17 protein-coding genes are annotated in these 16290 nt (G+C 59.7%); 5 read left to right on the top strand and 12 right to left on the bottom strand.

From position 1 onward, the window contains the following. Positions 1–54 precede the first annotated feature (54 nt). The gene (locus tag GPL81_RS11830; RefSeq protein ID WP_160106847.1) at positions 55–1044 is read left to right on the top strand and encodes an OmpA family protein; all 990 of its coding nucleotides are present in this window, start codon (positions 55–57) and stop codon (positions 1042–1044) included. Positions 1045–1068: 24 nt separating this feature from the next. Then, complete coding sequence (gene pdxH / locus GPL81_RS11835) at positions 1069–1716, top strand: pyridoxamine 5'-phosphate oxidase (protein ID WP_160106848.1); 648 nt, start codon at positions 1069–1071, stop codon at positions 1714–1716. 6 nt (positions 1717–1722) lie between these two features. Here pdxH and GPL81_RS11840 read toward each other — a convergent pair whose 3' ends face one another. Then, on the bottom strand, positions 1723–1959 hold the full coding sequence (locus GPL81_RS11840) for a hypothetical protein (RefSeq protein WP_121103623.1): 237 nt from the start codon (positions 1957–1959) through the stop codon (positions 1723–1725). Between the two features lie 174 nt (positions 1960–2133). Here GPL81_RS11840 and GPL81_RS11845 point away from each other — a divergent pair, with 174 nt between their 5' ends. Then, positions 2134–2598: an outer membrane lipoprotein gene (locus tag GPL81_RS11845; RefSeq protein WP_160106849.1), complete on the top strand. Its 465-nt coding sequence runs from the start codon at positions 2134–2136 to the stop codon at positions 2596–2598. Positions 2599–2661: 63 nt separating this feature from the next. Here the strand turns inward: GPL81_RS11845 and GPL81_RS11850 are convergent, their stop codons facing one another. The 3 genes from GPL81_RS11850 to nhaA all read right to left on the bottom strand — a co-directional run bounded on the left by GPL81_RS11850 (position 2662) and on the right by nhaA (position 5373). Further along, the gene (locus GPL81_RS11850; RefSeq protein WP_160106850.1) at positions 2662–2886 is read right to left on the bottom strand and encodes a hypothetical protein; all 225 of its coding nucleotides are present in this window, start codon (positions 2884–2886) and stop codon (positions 2662–2664) included. Further along, entirely contained in the window at positions 2883–4064 is a 1182-nt protein-coding gene (locus GPL81_RS11855; protein WP_160106851.1) for a colicin E3/pyocin S6 family cytotoxin, read from the bottom strand. The genes GPL81_RS11850 and GPL81_RS11855 overlap by 4 nt, the downstream gene beginning before the upstream one ends. Before the next feature lie 121 nt (positions 4065–4185). Continuing rightward, complete coding sequence (gene nhaA / locus GPL81_RS11860; protein WP_160106852.1) at positions 4186–5373, bottom strand: Na+/H+ antiporter NhaA; 1188 nt, start codon at positions 5371–5373, stop codon at positions 4186–4188. A 240-nt stretch (positions 5374–5613) separates the two neighbouring features. Between nhaA and GPL81_RS11865 the strand changes: the two genes are divergently transcribed. Then, positions 5614–6708 carry a PLP-dependent cysteine synthase family protein gene (locus tag GPL81_RS11865; protein ID WP_096513093.1) on the top strand — a complete coding sequence of 365 codons (1095 nt, stop codon included), beginning with the start codon at positions 5614–5616 and terminating at the stop codon, positions 6706–6708. Between the two features lie 109 nt (positions 6709–6817). Here the strand turns inward: GPL81_RS11865 and GPL81_RS11870 are convergent, their stop codons facing one another. The 3 genes from GPL81_RS11870 to GPL81_RS11880 all read right to left on the bottom strand — a co-directional run bounded on the left by GPL81_RS11870 (position 6818) and on the right by GPL81_RS11880 (position 9982). After that, positions 6818–8431, bottom strand: a complete 1614-nt coding sequence (locus GPL81_RS11870) for an NAD(P)/FAD-dependent oxidoreductase (protein ID WP_160106853.1) — start codon at positions 8429–8431, stop codon at positions 6818–6820. 95 nt (positions 8432–8526) lie between these two features. Next, complete coding sequence (locus GPL81_RS11875) at positions 8527–9192, bottom strand: COG3650 family protein (protein ID WP_160106854.1); 666 nt, start codon at positions 9190–9192, stop codon at positions 8527–8529. A gap of 193 nt (positions 9193–9385) precedes the next feature. Next, a complete protein-coding gene (locus GPL81_RS11880; protein ID WP_160106855.1) occupies positions 9386–9982 on the bottom strand; it encodes a short chain dehydrogenase in 597 nt (198 codons plus the stop codon). Between the two features lie 105 nt (positions 9983–10087). Between GPL81_RS11880 and GPL81_RS11885 the strand changes: the two genes are divergently transcribed. Beyond that, on the top strand, positions 10088–10996 hold the full coding sequence (locus tag GPL81_RS11885) for a LysR family transcriptional regulator (protein ID WP_160106856.1): 909 nt from the start codon (positions 10088–10090) through the stop codon (positions 10994–10996). Between the two features lie 157 nt (positions 10997–11153). Here GPL81_RS11885 and GPL81_RS11890 read toward each other — a convergent pair whose 3' ends face one another. The 5 genes from GPL81_RS11890 to GPL81_RS11910 form a co-directional block, all read right to left on the bottom strand. Continuing rightward, positions 11154–11855, bottom strand: a complete 702-nt coding sequence (locus GPL81_RS11890; protein WP_096513087.1) for an ABC transporter ATP-binding protein — start codon at positions 11853–11855, stop codon at positions 11154–11156. After that, positions 11856–12623 carry a high-affinity branched-chain amino acid ABC transporter ATP-binding protein LivG gene (gene livG, locus GPL81_RS11895; protein WP_096513086.1) on the bottom strand — a complete coding sequence of 256 codons (768 nt, stop codon included), beginning with the start codon at positions 12621–12623 and terminating at the stop codon, positions 11856–11858. Next, positions 12620–13876, bottom strand: coding sequence for a high-affinity branched-chain amino acid ABC transporter permease LivM (locus tag GPL81_RS11900; RefSeq protein ID WP_096513085.1), 1257 nt, complete (start codon positions 13874–13876; stop codon positions 12620–12622). Before GPL81_RS11900 ends, livG begins: the two co-directional genes overlap by 4 nt. Then, the gene (gene livH, locus GPL81_RS11905) at positions 13873–14796 is read right to left on the bottom strand and encodes a high-affinity branched-chain amino acid ABC transporter permease LivH (protein WP_084321765.1); all 924 of its coding nucleotides are present in this window, start codon (positions 14794–14796) and stop codon (positions 13873–13875) included. Before livH ends, GPL81_RS11900 begins: the two co-directional genes overlap by 4 nt. Before the next feature lie 232 nt (positions 14797–15028). Beyond that, positions 15029–16156 carry a branched-chain amino acid ABC transporter substrate-binding protein gene (locus GPL81_RS11910; protein ID WP_160106857.1) on the bottom strand — a complete coding sequence of 376 codons (1128 nt, stop codon included), beginning with the start codon at positions 16154–16156 and terminating at the stop codon, positions 15029–15031. Positions 16157–16290: the final 134 nt, after the last annotated feature.

Raw genomic sequence — 16290 nt, forward strand, 5'->3', positions numbered from 1 at the left:
TATGCAGGCCTGACCGGCCTGTTTATTTTTTGACTTCATTTTTGTGGATATCCCATGTCAACCAAACCAACCCTCGCCTTGGCACTGTGCTTCGCTATCACCGGTTGCGCGCAGAATCCGAAAAGTGATGCGGACGGCGGCAGCTGGTGGCCGTTCAGTTCCTCTGACAAAGTCGCGACCAAGGAGCCCGCTCCGGCACCTTTGAAGCCAGTAGCGACCGCTCCGGTGGCCAAGGCTGACGCCGAGAGCGGCGGCAAGTGGTGGTGGCCGTTCGGCGGCAAAGATCAACCCGCTGCCAAAGCTGTACCGATGCCGGACCCGAAAGTGACCCAGGCTTGGCTCGATGACTACGAACCACGTCTGCGCACGGCGATCAAGGACAGCAACCTGCAACTGGAACGCCGTGAAAACGTGCTGGTGGTGACGGCGCCCGTCGAAGGTTCGTTCAACCCGGACCGCCCGGCCATGCTGCTGCCGGTCACGCTCGGCCCGTTCACCCGCGTGGCGAAAATCCTTGAAGCCGACCCTAAAACGGCGGTGTTGGTGCTCGGCCATAGCGATACCTCGGGTTCCGCACCGGCCAACGTGAAGCTGAGCCAGGAGCGTGCACAAGCCGTGGCCGCGATCTTCCGTCTTAGCGGTCTGCAGCGTGATCGCCTGATGCTGCGCGGTATGGGCGGTGAAGCCCCGCGTGCCGCCAATGACAGCGTTGAAGGACGCGCCTTGAACCGTCGCGTGGAACTGCTGGTGACCCCGCAAAACACCATGGTCGCATTGCTGAGCAAGTACAACATGCCGGCCCCGGCGCCTGTGCACATGGTCGCAGCCCAGGATGCCAAGCCGGTTGCCAAGCCTGTGACCCCGGCTCCGGCCGATGCGAAGAAAGCGGCAGCTCCGGTGGCGAAAAAAGCGCCGGCCAAGAAAGCGGCCAAGGCTCCAGCCAAGAAAACGCCGGCTAAAACCGCGACACCAGCGAAAAAGACTGCACCGGCCAAAGCCGCTGTCGACACCAAAAAAGTCACCGCCGATACTACAAAGCAGTGATTCGTTAACCAAAAGGAATGCGTCATGACCAAGGCACTGGCCGATATGCGCCGCGATTACACCCGTGACGGCCTGACCGAGGCGCAAGCCCCGGCCGAACCGTTCGCGCTGTTCCACCAATGGTTCGCCGACGCGGTGAAAACCGAGCAGGCACCGGTGGAAGCCAACGCCATGACCTTGGCCACTGTCGATCAGGACGGTCGACCGCATTGCCGCATCCTGCTGCTCAAGGGCCTGGATGCCCAGGGCTTTACCTTCTTCACCAACTACGACAGCGCCAAGGGGCAGCAACTGGCCGCGAATCCCTTCGCGGCCATGACCTTTTTCTGGCCGTCCCTGGAACGCCAGGTGCGCATCGAAGGGCGGGTGGTGAAGGTAACGCCTGAAGAGTCTGACGCTTACTATCAGGTTCGTCCGTTGGGCAGTCGAATCGGTGCATGGGCCTCACCGCAGAGCCGGGTGATTGCCGATCGCGCCGAGCTGGAAGGGCTGCTCAAGGATACCGAGCAACGTTTCAGCGACTCCCAGCCTCACTGCCCCGAACACTGGGGTGGTTATCGCCTGTTGCCGGAGCGCATCGAGTTCTGGCAAGGCCGTCCGAGCCGCCTGCATGATCGCCTCAACTATCGTTTGCAGGGCGCCGACTGGATCCTTGAGCGTCTGGCACCCTGAAACAGCCTACCGGTCGGGATAACCTGCCGCAGCGGCTTCCAGCCATTGCGGCAAGTCTCGACGCTTGATCTTTTGCGCTCGAGCGTTCGCCAGTTGCTGGAGCATGAACGCTTTTTTGCACTCATCGCCCCCGGCCAGCGCCAACGCCAAATCTCGATCCATCCAGCGTCTGATCCTCACGTACAGCCACCCGTGGAAATACAGGCCGGCAACAGTCGTGACGACAATGATAAAGTAATCCATGAAATTCCTGTGCCAACGGCGCAAATTGCATGATTTGCCGCTACCGTGTGATGAATTCGTGAAGGTACCTGTACCCTGTACATGTCCTGAATCAAAGCAATTTTATCCGGGCGATGCCGTGACAGGCATCAAGCTGCGGAGTTTAATGATTACTTGTCCTTTGGAGTTGATGCTATGCGTAAGTCTGTTCTGCTGGTTGCTTCCTTTTCCACGATGGCGATGTTGCTCTCCGGCTGCCAATCGAGCCTGACCGGTGACTCCTACTCCCGTGACGAAGCGCGTCGCGTGCAGACCGTTCGCATGGGCACCATCGAAGCATTGCGCCCAGTGAAAATCGAAGGCACCAAAACCCCAATCGGCGGCGCCGCGGGTGCTGTCGTCGGCGGTGTCGGCGGTAGCGCCATCGGTGGCGGTAAAGGCAGCATCGTCGCCGCGGTCATCGGCGCAGTCGCCGGCGGCCTGGTGGGCTCAGCGGCCGAAGAAGGCCTGACCCGTACCCAAGGTGTAGAAATTACCGTACGCGAAGACGACGGCAGCATGCGTGCCTACGTGCAACAAGTGCAGCCAAACGAAGTGTTCCGTGTGGGTGAGCGTGTGCGGATCTCCTCTGTTGACGGGACCAGCCGCGTTTCGCACTAAGCGCGAATACGGGTAAAAGAAAACCCCGATCAGGTGACTGGTCGGGGTTTTTTCTTCTGAACCCTAATTGTTTGAAGTCAAATACAAATCAAGATTTTTGGGCAGATCCAAAGAGCACGCTTTTTCAATGTCGAGGATCTGGTGCTCGGTAAGTCTGTAATCATGCAGGATTTCTTCCTCTTCGATCCAACCCATAATCACTTTCAGTTCTGCTGTCGCGATAGGTATCTGCTTTTCATACAAAGGAAAGTCTTCTCCACTCTTAACTCCCATAATTCGATGTCTCATGGTTCTACCTTTCGGGTCGGATCTGCGGGCTTGGTCTGAACGCCTGTTTCGTAATTGAACTCGCCAAGGTGTTTTCCTCGTTTGGTGTATTTTTCAACAGCACCGTGTCGAAAGTCCCATTCGTAAATTATGCCGTTTCTGTCCTTCCAACGAGGTCGTAGTCCACCACCTCCTTTTATTGGCGTTTTGGGAGCAGCCCATCGAGCGTCGGGAAAACCAGAGAGAAAGTCAGGTTTTTGGTGGTAGTTACGATGAGGCACACTTACCACAACATAAACCGGCCGCACCCCCGACCCCACCGGAAACACAAGAATGAAATCCCTGTACTCAGGCGGATAAATCGGATTCACGATGATGGCGTCAGCTTGCTTAGTCGGCGGAAAAACCCAGATATGCGGCGCTTGCGGGGCGGCTTCCGGTTTGGGGATGCCGAGGATGTCGGCGCCGTCGACGGCCGGGGTCCAGATCAGTTCGATGCCTTCACCGAGGTCGGCAACGTACTGGCTGCCGCGCATCGCGATCTGCACGACATCGACCATTTCCCAATCGCGGTTGTTGCCGGTGTAGAAGCCGTAGCCCTTCAGACTGCCATCCGCCTGTTGTTCGATTTGCAGGCGCACGCGGGTGCGGGCCTGTTTGAGGGCGCGCAGTTGGTCTTCGGAGTAGAGGGCGCTGTCGCCCAGGCTGGGTGTCCAGAACACGGCGACCAGGCCGGCCAAGGCAGCGCTTGCCGCAGCGCCGATGGCTGGCATGACCTGCATGGCTGGAGAGCGCAGTGCCAGTCGGCCGACACCCAGCGAAAGAGTCGAACCGCTGATCGTTTGCAGATTCAGCAGTCCGCCATCGTCCACCTCGCGAGCACCGAGCCAGGCGATTTCACCGTAGTCCTCGAGGCTGTCGGTGGGCACCATGCCCGAGGGGTTCGAATAGTTGATGACCGCGTCTGGCAGCTTGCAGGACTTGGCGAAGACGCATCCCGCTTGAACCGTTTTTTGTTCGACCTCGCCAAGCTGGCGCTTGCGCATGTATGCGTCTTGCCTGGCGAGCATGGCCTCGTGTTCTTTTTGCCGGGCTTCGCGCTCGGCCAGTTCGCGGGCCGTTATAGGGCGGTAGGTGACGTGATGCCCATCACCGGAGGGTGGGTTTCTAACCTGGGGAATGTGCTTGTTGCGAGCCACTGTCAGTCCTTGTGTGTTCGTCCATCGGCAGCCCCGGATAGGGGCTGCGCGACGTTAACGAACGGGACACTTTGTGGCTGTAGGACGGGTCGATAATGACCTTGGGAATTGTCTCTGATGCTCAGGATGGTAGGGCCGTGTTTTTGCGACTCGCCGCCGCCGTCACCGCATAACCGATCAACGCTGCCAGTATCGAACCGGTCAGAATCCCCATCCGGTCCATTCCGGCGTATTCGCTGGCGCCCGGGACGAAGGCCAGGGAACCGACGAACAGGCTCATGGTGAAACCGATACCGCAGAGGATCGCCACGCCCAGTACCTGACCCCAGTTGGCGCCTTGGGGCAGGGCGGCGATGCCGGTTTTTACCGCCAGCCAGGTCAGGCCGAACACGCCGAGGGTCTTGCCTAGCAGGAGGCCCACCGCAATGCCCATCGGCACGTGATGGGTGAAGCTCTCGACGGTTACACCGCTCAGGGACAGGCCGGCGTTGGCGAAGGCAAACAGCGGCAGAATGCCGTAGGCCACCCATGGATGGAGGGCGTGCTCCAGGGTTAGCAAGGGCGACGATTCGGCGTTTTTCGTGCGCAGGGGAATGCAGAAAGCCAGGGTCACGCCCGCCAGCGTGGCGTGCACACCACTCTTGAGTACGCAGACCCAGAGGATCAGGCCAATGATCATGTACGGCCCGAGCTTGACCACGCCGATTCGGTTCATGCCGATCAGCGCCGCGATGCAGGCCGCGGCCAGCGCCAGGGAAAGGGTCGACAGCGCACCGGAATAGAAGATCGCGATGATGATGATCGCGCCGAGGTCGTCGATGATCGCCAGGGTCATCAGGAACAGTTTCAGCGACACGGGAACCCGTTTACCCAGCAGTGCCAGCACACCGAGCGCGAAGGCGATGTCGGTGGCGGTCGGGATCGCCCAGCCGCCAAGCGCCGGCGGGTTGTCACGGTTGAGGAACCAGTAGATCAGTGCCGGTACCACCATGCCACCAATGGCGGCCGCGCCGGGCAGGACGATTTGCGAAGGCTTGGACAGCTGTCCGTCGAGGACTTCGCGCTTCACTTCCAGGCCGATCAACAGAAAGAACAGGGCCATCAGGCCGTCGTTGATCCACAGCAGCAGCGGCTTGGCGATCTTCAATGCGCCGACCTGGGCCACCACGGGCGTGTCCAGCAGGCCGTTGTACAGCCACGACAGCGAGGAATTATTGATGATCAAAGCCAGAATGGCTGCGGCGATCAATAACAGACCGCTGGCAGCTTCCAACTGAAAGAAACGCGTGAAAGTGCTACGCAGAGGCAAAGTCGCTCTCCATCGATGAGTTCAAAAAGGTGGGACACCCTAACCCGTACCCTTAGAAGTTAAAACAAAAGTTATATTCTTTTTTGTTATATGTCGTTACAAGCCGCTTTCCACGAACGGACCTGAGCCTAGCAGTTGCCGGGCGTATTGGACCGCAGCTGTACCTGTGCGCGATGTAGGATTTTTCCTAAGCTTGTTGATTGAGCCAGACTCCTGCCCGATTCAACGAGATCATCAACTATGAGCGACAACCGCCAGTGGGCCCGCGAAGCCATCCGGATCATCGAAGCCGACTTCCAGCGCAGCGCCGACACCCACCTGATCCCCTTGCCGCTGCCGGGTTTCCCGGGCATCGAGTTGTACTTCAAGGATGAATCCAGCCATCCCACCGGCAGCCTCAAGCATCGTTTGGCCCGTTCGTTGTTCCTGTATGCGTTGTGTAACGGCTGGCTCAAACCCGGTGCGCCGGTGATCGAAGCCTCCAGCGGTTCGACGGCGATTTCCGAAGCGTATTTCGCCCGGTTGCTGGGCGTCCCGTTCATTGCGGTGGTGCCGGCCAGCACGTCCAAGGAAAAAATCGCACAGATTGCGTTCTACGGTGGCCAGACCCATCTGGTCGATGATCCGACGCAGATTTACGCCGAGTCCGAACGACTGGCGCGAGAACATGATGGGCATTACATCGACCAGTTCACCTACGCCGAACGTGCCACCGACTGGCGGGCGAACAACAACATTGCCGAATCGATTTTCCAGCAGATGCGTTTCGAAAAGTATCCGGAACCAAGCTGGCTGATCTCCAGCCCGGGCACCGGCGGCACCACGGCCACCCTGGGGCGTTACGTGCGCTACCGCCAACATTGCACCCGCGTACTGTGTGCCGATGCCGAGCGTTCGGTGTTCTTCGATTACTACCAGACCGGCAATGCCAGCCTGCGCCTGGATCATGGTTCGCGAATCGAAGGCATTGGCCGGCCACGGGTGGAGGCGTCGTTCCTGCCCAAGGTGATCGACGCGATGGTCAAGGTGCCGGACGCGTTGTCACTGGCGGCCATGCACTACCTGGCCGAGCGATTGGGACGACATGTTGGCGGTTCGAGCGGAACCAACCTGATTGGCGCACTGATGGCGGCGCAGCAAATGGCGGCGGCGGGGGAGACGGGATCAATCGTGGCGATCCTGTGCGACAGCGGCGAGCGCTATGCCACGACGTATTACGATCAGAAATGGCTCAAGGCCGAGGGGTATGAGTTGAGCGGGTTGATGGCGGTGGTGGCTGCAAGTGTCGAACAGGGCGTGGCGCTGCCGGCCAGCGTGTTGCGCGCCAATATCTAACGCCGAACAAGGAATCTGTAGGAGCTGGCTTGCCAGCGAAGGGGCCCTCGCCAATACGACTTTCTCCAGGCCGTCTTCGCCGGCAAGCCAGCTCCTACAGGGGGTTGGGTTAAGCCTCCAGGCCGAGGATGTCCCGGGCCACCGCTTCCGCAATCCGAATCCCGTCGACACCCGCCGACAAGATCCCCCCGGCGTAACCCGCGCCTTCACCCGCTGGGAACAAGCCCTTTACGTTCAGGCTCTGCAGCGATTCGTTGCGGGTGATCCGCAGTGGCGAAGAGGTGCGGGTCTCGATCCCGGTCAACACCGCATCGTGCAGCGAGTAACCGCGAATCTGCTTCTCGAACGCCGGCAAGGCTTCGCGAATGGCTTCGATGGCAAAGGCCGGCAAAGCCAGCGCCAGGTCGCCCAGGGCAACGCCCGGCTTGTAGGACGGTTCAACGCTGCCCAGTTCGGTGGACGGCTTGCCGGCGATAAAGTCGCCGACCAGTTGCGCCGGTGCTTCGTAGTTGCTGCCGCCCAAGACGTAGGCGTGGGACTCCAGGCGTTCCTGCAACTCGATACCCGCCAGCGGACCGCCCGGATAGTCAACCTCCGGGGTAATGCCGACCACGATGCCGGAGTTGGCATTGCGTTCGTTACGCGAGTACTGGCTCATGCCGTTGGTGACTACGCGGTTCGGCTCGGACGTCGCCGCCACCACGGTGCCGCCCGGGCACATGCAGAAGCTGTAGACCGAGCGACCGTTCTTGGCGTGGTGCACCAGTTTGTAATCGGCGGCACCCAGTTTCGGGTGGCCGGCGTACTTGCCCAGGCGCGCGCGGTCGATCAGCGACTGCGGGTGCTCGATACGGAAACCCACCGAGAACGGTTTGGCCTCCATGTACACGCCCCGGCCGTGGAGCATACGGAAAGTGTCCCGGGCACTGTGGCCGAGGGCCAGGATCACGTGTTTCGAATGGATCTGCTCGCCGCCGTGGAGTTCGACGCCGACCAGTTGCCCGTCTTCGATCAGCACGTCGGTGACCCGCTGCTGGAAGCGCACTTCACCGCCGAGGGCGCGGATTTCTTCACGCATGTTTTCCACGACACCGGTCAAGCGGAACGTACCGATGTGCGGTTTGCTGACGTAGAGGATTTCTTCCGGCGCGCCGGCCTTGACGAACTCGTGCAGGACTTTGCGGCCCAGGAATTTCGGGTCCTTGATCTGGCTGTAGAGCTTGCCGTCGGAGAATGTCCCCGCGCCGCCTTCGCCGAATTGCACGTTCGACTCGGGGTTGAGCACGCTTTTACGCCATAGACCCCAGGTGTCCTTGGTGCGCTGACGCACATCCGGGCCGCGCTCGAGGATGATCGGCTTGAAGCCCATTTGCGCCAGCAGCAGGCCGGCGAAAATGCCGCAGGGTCCGAAGCCGACGACGACCGGGCGCGAGCCTAGGTCGGCCGGCGCCTGGCCGACCATTTTGTAGCTGACATCCGGCGCCACGTTGACGTTACGGTCATCGGCGAACTTGTGCAGCACCGAGGCCTCGTCGCGAACGTTGAGGTCGATGGTGTAGATGAAGCACAGCTCGGAAGATTTTTTACGCGCATCGTAGCTGCGCTTGAACAAGGTGAAGTCGAGCAAGTCATCGCTGGCGATGCCCAGGCGCTGCACGATGGCAGGACGCAGGTCTTCATCGGGATGATCGATCGGCAACTTGAGTTCGGTGATTCGTAACATGGCGGGATCCGGTTCGCGGGGCGCATAACTGCGCCAGGGCGTTTGAAGCCGGCGATTATAAGCCGCAATGAACCGGTCCCGTGAGGCCTAAACGATCAGTCGTCGCGCGATCCGCCGAAATACCCGCAACCGCGTTGTACCTGGCCGTCGATTCGCAGTTCGGCACTCATGTGCTGGATGCTGCCGGTGCCGCTGTCGACGCAACGTTGCGGTGCGACCCACAGTTCGATGTGCTGATTATTGGCTTCGGTGCTGAGATTGAAGCGGCCATCGCCCAGTTGCTCTTCGACGTAGGGCACCGCCAATGGCGGCTGGCCGGCGCGGTCGATGACCATGCCTTTACCGCTGACTCTCACGCTCCACTCGGGAGCATGGCCGGCAGCGCGCAGAATCAGCAGTTTGAAGTTGGGATCGTCACAGGCGTTGCCCGAGCGCTCGACGCGGTACAGCTGTTCGAGGTCGAGTTGCCCGTCACCGGAGCCGGAAACGATCCGGCCGCGCACATCGGCAAACAGTTTGCCCTGGGCATCGGCAAGGCTTGCGGCTTGTTGCAGGATGCTTGTGCCGCCCGTGTCATTGACTGCATAACGACGTTGCTCGCCGCACGGCTGGAACAACAGCTTGCCGTCGGCGGCGCTCAACTGGCCTTGCATGCGGGTCTGGCCGACATGGGAAGCGCTTTCACGCGCGCCGTCGAACAACTGGCATGCGGCAAATAACGGAAGCAGGGCAACAAGGACTAAGGAACGGGCAGCGCGCATCTTGGGGTCTCCTGACAAGTGCCGCCACGTTACTCAGACTGACCGTTCATCACAACCCTGCCGACGGGTGTCAATCCCACTGTAGGAGCGAGCTGGCTCGCGAAAAACCTGAAGGCGCCGCGTTCTTCAGATTGCCCTCGCCATCGTTAACGGCCATCGCGAGCGAGCTCGCTCCTACAGGAGGCGTGGTTTGTCAGATGTGAAAGGTCTGACCGGTCTGCAAGCCTTCGACACTCTTGGCGTAGGCCAATGCCACATCGGCTGCCGGAACCGGTTTGAAACCACGGAAGTAGGGTGCGTATTTGCCCATGGCTTCGACCAGTACGTTCGGGCTGATCGAGTTCACCCGCAATCCACGTGGCAATTCGATGGCTGCTGCACGAACGAAGCTGTCCAGCGCACCGTTGACCAGTGCTGCCGAGGCGCCGCTGAGGATAGGGTCGTGGCTGAGTACGCCAGTGGTGAAGGTGAACGACGCGCCGTCATTGGCGAATTCGCGGCCAATCAGCAGCAGGTTGACCTGGCCCATCAGCTTGTCTTTCAGGCCCAGGGCAAAACTCTCTTCGGTCATTTCAGCCAGTGGGGCGAAGGTCACGTTGCCGGCGGCGCAGATCAGTGCATCGAACTTGCCGGTCTGCTCGAACAGTTTGCGAATCGAGGCGCTGTCGCTGATGTCCACCTGGAAATCACCGCTGTTGCGGCCGATGCGGACGATTTCGTGGCGTTGGGACAGTTCCTTGTCGATTGCCGAACCGATGGTGCCGCCTGCGCCGATCAAAAGAATCTTCATGTTGCCGTTCCTCCACGGGATTGAATGTGGCTTCAGTTTAGTGTGGTTTTTTCCACTGATAAGCGCGCTAATAGGCAACCTTTGGTTTTCAAATGGAAACAATCCATGAGTGAAATGGATGATCTCGCGGCGTTCGCTGTGCTAGTCGAAGCGGGCAGTTTTACCTTGGCTGCGCAGCAACTCGGGTGCAGCAAGGGACAACTGTCCAAACGCATCAGCCAACTGGAAACGCAGTTTTCGGTGGTGTTGCTGCAACGCACCACGCGCCGCTTGAGCCTGACGGCGGCTGGCGCGGCGTTGTTGCCGCAGGCGCAAGCACTCGTAGTGCAAGTGGAGAGAGCACGTCAGGCGTTGGCGCGGCTGAAGGACGATATGGCGGGCCCGGTGCGTATGACGGTTCCGGTATCACTGGGGGAAACCTTCTTCGATGGCTTGCTGTTGGAATTCTCGGCCAAATACCCCGAAGTGCAGATCGAGCTGGAGCTCAATAACAGTTACCGAGAACTGTCCCGCGACGGTTTCGATCTGGCGATCCGCTCCGACGTAGCCAATGACCAGAGACTGGTGGCGCGCCCGCTGTTGGCGTGGCACGAAATGACCTGCGCCAGCCCGGCCTATCTGGAGCAGTTCGGTGAACCGCAGACACCCCAGGCGTTGATCGAGCACCGATGCCTGCTCAACAGCCATTACAGCGGTCGCGAAGAATGGCTCTATCACCAGCAACACGAATTGTTGCGAGTACGGGTGTCCGGACCGTTTGCCAGCAACCATTACAGCTTGCTGAAGAAGGCTGCACTGGCCGGCGCCGGCATTGCCCGTTTGCCGTCCTACCTGTTGCCGATGGAATTGGCTGACGGGCGTTTGCGTTGGCTCCTGCGTGATTATCAGACCCGGAGCATGCCCATGTACCTGGTGCATCCGTATCAGGGCGGGTTGCCGAAACGCACGCAGGTGCTGGCGGATTACTTGATGGGGTGGTTCAAGCGCAGTGGGGAGGCGCTGGATCGGCTGTAGGAGCGAGCTTGCTCGCGATGGACGTAAACGATAACGAGGACTGTCTGGATCAACGTGGCGTTCTTACGTTTTTCGCGAGCAAGCTCGCTCCTACAGGGGGCTTTGACGAGGCATAAAAAAACGGCCCGAAGGCCGTTTTTTTGTTTACCGCAAAGGCTTAGCCACCGAGGTACGCGTCACGCACTTTCGGATCGGTCAGCAGCGCTTCACCGGTGCCTGTCATCACGACGCGGCCGTTCTCCAGAACATAGGCTCGGTCAGCGATTTTCAGCGCCTGGTTGGCGTTCTGCTCGACCAGGAACACCGTTACACCGTCCTTGCGCAGTTGTTCGATGATGTCGAAGATCTGCTGGATGATGATCGGTGCCAGGCCCAGCGACGGTTCGTCGAGCAGCAGCAGCTTGGGCTTGCTCATCAGTGCACGGCCGATGGCGAGCATTTGCTGTTCGCCGCCGGACATGGTGCCGCCGCGCTGATTGAAACGTTCTTTCAGGCGTGGGAAAAGTCCGAGGACCTTGTCCATCTGTTCCTGATAGTCGCCTTTCGCGGTGAAGAAACCGCCCATGGAGAGGTTTTCTTCCACGGTCAGGCGGGCAAACACCCGACGTCCTTCGGGAACCACGGCGATGCTCTTGCGCATGATCTGCGAGGAGTCCTGGCCAACCAGTTCCTCACCCATGTAGCGGATGCTGCCGCTGTGGGCCCGTGGCGAACCGCACAGGGTCATCAACAGCGTGGACTTGCCGGCACCGTTGGCGCCGATCAGGGTCACGATTTCGCCCTGGCGGACTTCGACGTTGACGCTGTGAAGCGCCTGGATCTTGCCGTAGAAGGTGGAAACGTTTTCGAACTGCAGCATTTACGCTTCCCCCAGGTAGGCTTTGATCACTTCAGGATTATCGCGGATCTGTTCCGGCGTACCGTCGGCCAGCGGCGTGCCCTGGTTGATCACGACGATGTGGTCGGAAATGCTCATGACCAGTTTCATGTCGTGTTCGATCAACAGCACAGTGACATTGTGCTCTTCACGCAACACGCTGATCAGCGCCTTCAGGTCTTCGGTTTCCTTCGGGTTCAGGCCGGCGGCCGGTTCGTCGAGCATGAGGATCCGCGGGCGGGTCATCATGCAGCGGGCGATTTCCAGGCGTCGTTGCTGACCGTAGGCCAGGGTGCCGGCCGGGCGGTTGGCGAACTCCTTGAGGTGAACCTTTTCCAGCCAGTACTCGGCGTACTCCATGGCCTCGCGTTCGCTTCTGCGGAACGACGGGGTCTTGAACAGACCGGACAGGAAGTTGGTGTTCAGGTGACGATGCTGGGCGATCAAGAGGTTCTCGACCGCGGTCATGTCCTTGAACAGCCGCACGTTCTGGAAGGTGCGTACCACGCCTTTGAGGGCGATCTTGTGGCCCGGCAGGCCTTCGATCGGCTCGCCGTCCAGCAGGATGCTGCCGCCGCTCGGCTTGTAGAAGCCGGTCAGGCAGTTGAACACGGTGGTCTTGCCGGCGCCGTTGGGGCCGATCAAGGCAACCACCTGTTTCTCTTTCACGCTCAAGGCAACGCCGTTGACCGCCAGCAAGCCGCCGAAGCGCATGCTCAGGTTTTCTACTTTAAGGATCTCGCGGCTCATTTGCGCAGCTCCATGTGAGGACGTTGCATGGGCAGCAGACCCTGAGGGCGCCAGATCATCATCAGTACCATCAAGGCACCGAACATCAACATGCGGTACTCACTGAACTCACGCATCATTTCCGGCAGCAGGATCATCACCACGGCCGCGAGCACCACGCCCAGTTGCGAGCCCATGCCGCCCAGGACAACGATGGCCAGAATGGTCGCCGACTCGATGAAGGTGAAGGATTCCGGTGTCACCAGACCCTGACGCGCGGCGAAGAAGCTGCCGGCGAAACCGGCGAAGCACGCACCCAGGGTGAAGGCCGAAAGCTTGATGATCGTCGGGTTCAGACCCAGCGCACGGCAGGCGATTTCATCTTCACGCAGCGCTTCCCAGGCACGACCCAGGGGCATGCGCAGCAAACGGTTGATGACAAACAGCGCGAACAGGGCCAGGAACAAGGCCACCAGGTAAAGGAAAATCACCTTGTTGATCGAGTTGTATTCCAGGCCGAAGTACTCGTGGAACGTCTGCAAGCCTTCAGCGGCTTTACGTTCGAAAGTCAGGCCGAAGAACGTCGGTTTCTCGATGTTGCTGATGCCGTTCGGACCCCCCGTGAGGCCGGTCAGGTTACGCAGGAACAGACGGATGATTTCACCGAAGCCCAGGGTCACGATCGCCAGGTAGTCGCCACGCAGGCGCAGGACCGGGAAGCCGAGCAGGAAGCCGAAAGTGGCCGCCATCAGGCCGGCGATCGGCAGGCAGATCCAGAAGCTCAGGCCGTAGTAATGCGACAGCAGTGCATAACTGTAGGCGCCGACGGCATAGAAGCCGACATAACCGAGGTCGAGCAGGCCGGCCAGACCGACCACGATGTTCAGGCCCAGGCCGAGCATCACGTAGATCAGTACCAGCGTGGCGATATCCACCGCACCACGGGAGCCGAAGAACGGCCAGACCAAAGCACCGATGATCAACGCAATGATGATCCAGCGCTGGGTGGTTGGCAGGGTCAGGAAGTTACTGGCCTTGGCCGGCATGACCGGCAGGTTGGGCGAGGATTTCCAGGCCGCGCTGATCTGCTGGTCGAACAGTACCCGCAGGAACATCAGCACCGAGCACACGGCGATGGTGATCAACGTGGCGTCGCTGGTGCCATGGACTTCGAGGTTGATGCCGACGATGGTCAGCTTCAGACCCAATACCGGGTAGGCCACGGCCCACACCAGCAAGGCGCTGAACAACGCCTGTTTAAGATTCCTAGTCATACTTTCTCAACCTCCGGACGGCCCAGCAGGCCGGTTGGCCGGAACAACAACACCAGAACCAGCAGGCCGAACGCCACGACGTCCTTGTACTGGTCGCCGAAGATATCGGCACCGAAGGCTTCCGCCACCCCAAGCACGATCCCGCCGAGCATGGCCCCCGGAATACTGCCGATACCGCCCAGTACCGCTGCGGTGAAGGCCTTGAGGCCGACCAGGAAACCGGCGTTCGGGTTGATCACGCCGTATTGCATGCTCAGCAGCACGGCCGCGATGGCCGCCAGGGCGGCACCGATGACGAAGGTCAGGGCGATGATGTTGTTGGTGTTGATACCCAGCAGGTTGGCCATCTTGATGTCTTCGGCACAGGCGCGGCAGGCGCGACCCAGGCGAGAGCGGGAGATGAACAGCGTCAGGCCGAGCATGGCGACCAGGGTCACCACGAACACCACGATTTGCATGTAGGAAATCAGCACTTCATGTGCGCCACCTGGCCCGATGGCAAAGTTGCCCGGGATCAGGTTGGGAATGGATTTGTCCTTGGAGTCTTGCGCCAACAGAACCGTGTTCTGCAGGAAGATCGACATGCCGATGGCGGAAATCAGCGGAATCAGACGGTTGCTGCCGCGCAAGGGGCGGTAGGCAATCCGTTCGATGCTGTAGCCGTAGGCACTGGTGACGACGATAGTCGCCAGGAAAGCGGCGGTCATCAACAGCGGAACACTGTCGAGTCCCAGCATGGCCAGCCCGGCGATGGCGATGAACGCCACGTAGGAGCCGATCATGTACACCTCGCCGTGGGCGAAGTTGATCATTCCAATGATGCCGTAAACCATCGTATAGCCGATGGCGATCAGGGCATACGTGCTGCCAATGGTCAGACCATTAACCAGCTGTTGGAAGAAGTGATAGATGTCAGGCATTACAGCGCTCCTAAAAACCTGATACGCATTTCACTGGTGGAGTCATTTTCCCGCCCGAGCCCCGTGGATCTGCATCCACTTCGAATTCGGGGTTTGCCAGCGAACCGCTGATGACGGTTTTGAGATTTTCAGGTGGGGAGACTAGCGGATCACGCCAGCGCGGCCCAATACGTTCGTAAAACAAAGCCCACGGCACGCCGTGGGCTTTATTGGCAGTCAGTCAGGCAGCGCCTTACTGAGGCGAAGCTTCAGTTTTTGGTTTGCCGAAGTGCCACTCGTAAACCACGAATTTGAAGTCTTTCAAGTCGCCTTTTTCGTCGAAGCTCAGGTCGCCGGTCGGGGTCTTGAAGGTGCCTTTGTGGATGGCTTCAGCCACTTTGGCGGAGTCTTCCGACTTGGCAGCCTTGATGCCTTCGGCGATCACTTCCACAGCCGAGTAGGCCGGGAACACGAACGGACCGCTCGGGTCTTCTTTCTTGGCTTTGAAGTCTTCAGCCAGCTTCTGGTTGGCCGGATCCTGGTCGAAGGATTTCGGCAGGGTCACCAGCAGGCCTTCGGAAGCGTCCTTGGCGATCTGCGAAATGGAGTCGTTACCCACGCCTTCCGGACCCATGAACTTGGCTTTCAGGCCTTTTTCCTGGGATTGACGCAGGATCAGGCCCAGCTCCGGGTGGTAGCCGCCGTAGTAGACGAAGTCGACGTTGGCTTGTTTGAGCTTGGAGATCATGGAAGAGAAGTCTTTGTCGCCGGCGTTGATGCCTTCGAACACGGCAACCTTGACGCCTTTGCCTTCCAGGGTTTTCTTCACGGCGGTGGCGATGCCTTCACCGTATTGCTGTTTGTCGTGCAGGACAGCAACGATTTTCGGTTTTACGTGATCGGCAATGTAGTTACCGGCGGCAGGGCCTTGGGCGCTGTCCAGGCCGATGGTGCGGAACACCATTTTGTAACCACGATTGGTGATGTCCGGGCTGGTGGCAGCCGGGGTGATCATCACGACGCCTTCGTCTTCGTAGATGTCCGAAGCCGGTTGGGTGGAGCTGGAGCACAGGTGACCGACCACGAATTTCACGCCGTCGTTGACGACTTTGTTCGCGACCGCTACCGCTTGCTTAGGATCACAGGCGTCATCGTATTCAACGGCTTCGAGTTTCTTGCCGTCTACGCCGCCTTTGGCGTTGATCTGTTCGATGGCCATTTTGGCGCCACTGAACTGCATGTCGCCGTATTGGGCTACAGGGCCGGTTTTAGGGCCGGCGATGCCGATCTTGATGGTGTCAGCTGCGAACGAATGGCTGGCAACCCCGGCCAGAACCATAGCGGCAAACAGTTTGGAAATCTGCTTAGTAGCCTTAGTCATAGTGCTCCACTCTTACTGTTGTAGTTTTTATAGTCCTGGCGCCGTCGGCAGCAGAACCGGGTCAGTATCTACGACATTCCCCGGAAAAGCCCCTCGGCAACTGTACCGGTACAGTGTAGAGCGCCGATTGTCAG

The organism is Pseudomonas izuensis (assembly GCF_009861505.1).
Classification (GTDB): Bacteria; Pseudomonadota; Gammaproteobacteria; order Pseudomonadales; family Pseudomonadaceae; genus Aquipseudomonas; species Aquipseudomonas izuensis.